At 39.9% G+C, this 1,838-nt stretch carries 1 pseudogene; it reads right to left on the reverse strand.

Features of this window, described 5'->3' with window-relative positions:
• A pseudogene (locus BMY21_RS15915) lies at nt 1–1,838 on the reverse strand (OmpL47-type beta-barrel domain-containing protein); the annotation flags it as partial.

Below are 1,838 nucleotides of genomic sequence, written 5' to 3' on the forward strand. Positions count from 1 at the left end.
TCAAGCACTGCATTTGTATATTTTGCACTTGCAATATCAAGATTATTTACAACTGGTCCACGGACAGATCTGTTCATAGACTTGAAACTGATTCCTGCAGGACGACAGATATCATAGCTTGATACTCTAAGATCAAGTCCGCCAGTTCCAACAAATGCTCCGATTCTTCCCCAGTTGAATCCGCAGAACTCAATATCAATATATCCTAAGAATCCCCGCTTTCCGTTTGTAAAGTCTCCGAACATTACACCAAAGCCGCCGAGCCATATATCACATGGTGGAATTGATAGTATTGCACCATCATAAAGCTCACCCTTTGGCATTCCAAATTTACACTCACCGGCTCCAGAGAACTTAAGGTTTCCGTTCTGGTCAAAGATGTAAAGTTCAATTGAACCGCGTACAAACTTGATGTTTACCTTCATACCGGTTGCAAAGCAGTTGTTTGTAATGATTGCTGCAGCTTCTGCTGTAATGTTTAATGTACCAGAAAGGATTGTTGCTTTTCCTTCCAGTACCCATGTAATTTTTTCAATATCAATCCATGCATCAGCAGTAACTCTTGCAAGTTTTCCACCAACTCCATCTTTTACTGTAAGGCCTAACTGAACACGAGGTCCCTTTTCGCCAAACAGTTTCTGATATTTTGCAGGAACTTCATCTGGATATCCATAACCTAATCCACCACGTATTCCGCTTAAATACAATCCTGTTGTTCCAAGAGGAATACCTGTTGCTGCTTCGAAACTGAAGTATGCATGTTTTACACCAATTGGATAAATTTCACTTACTTCAGTAAAGCAGAGGGCTGCTTCAATTTCTCCGACATTAGGAAGAATGATTCCGCCGTGTCCTGAAATGAAGTATGTACCATCCTGCATTCTGAATTCAGCACCGATATTCTTAAATCCGAATTCTCCAAGCTTAAAGTCTGGTAATGTAAAGCCTGCACCACCGATACTCAAACCGTTCTGTGCCGAAATTGCAATATCATAAATTGATACATTTGCTCCTGAAGCATTAAAGAACTCAGGTAATTCAAGATATGCTCTTGAGAATCCGATCTTGAATTCCTTAAAGTTGATTGTAGGAGCATCAAGTACTAACTTAAAGCCTGCAATTTCTGTCTTAAGTGAAGGAACTTCAAATTCTCCGTTGAAGTCACCGTTATTTGGATTAAAGGTTGCATTCTTTATGGCAAATGAAGAGCCTCCCATTGATCCAAAGTTTCCAGGAAGAGTGAGTCTGCATTCCTGAAGACTTACCATAAAGTCACCGCCTTCTGTAAACTGGCCTACATAAAGCTTCTTTATGCTTCCCTTAAATCCGGCAATTGTTACATCTAATGAACCAAGTCCTCCGTTGAATGCACGGATCTTTCCGTTCCAGAGCATATCAATAGAAGCATCAAAACTTACTCCACCAAAATCTACTGATGGGAAGTTTAATCCAGCAGATGCAGATACACGGAATCCTTCATTACTGAAGTACAATTGATGAACTCCAACTGTAACTCCGCCAAGGATTTCAAATGAGATTCCTTCATTCAAGCCTGCATCAAATGCTACAAGTCCCTGCTTTGTAGATACCTGAAGTTTATTGATTGCAAATGAAGATTTCTTTAATCCGTCTGGTACACTGCTGTTCTGTGAGAATGCAAGTAAACCGCCTACATCAATAAGGAATTCATCCTTCTGTGTTCCCTTACTGAATACTACACTTCCTCCTGATAACTGAAGCTGTCCGAACAGGAGGGCATTTATATTTCTTGCTCCAATATCAAGATCTTCAATTTCACCATACTGGTTGATTACAAATTTTCTGATTGCAATTTCAGT

It is taken from the genome of Treponema bryantii, from assembly GCF_900111035.1.
Lineage (GTDB): Bacteria > Spirochaetota > Spirochaetia > Treponematales > Treponemataceae > Treponema_D > Treponema_D bryantii_C.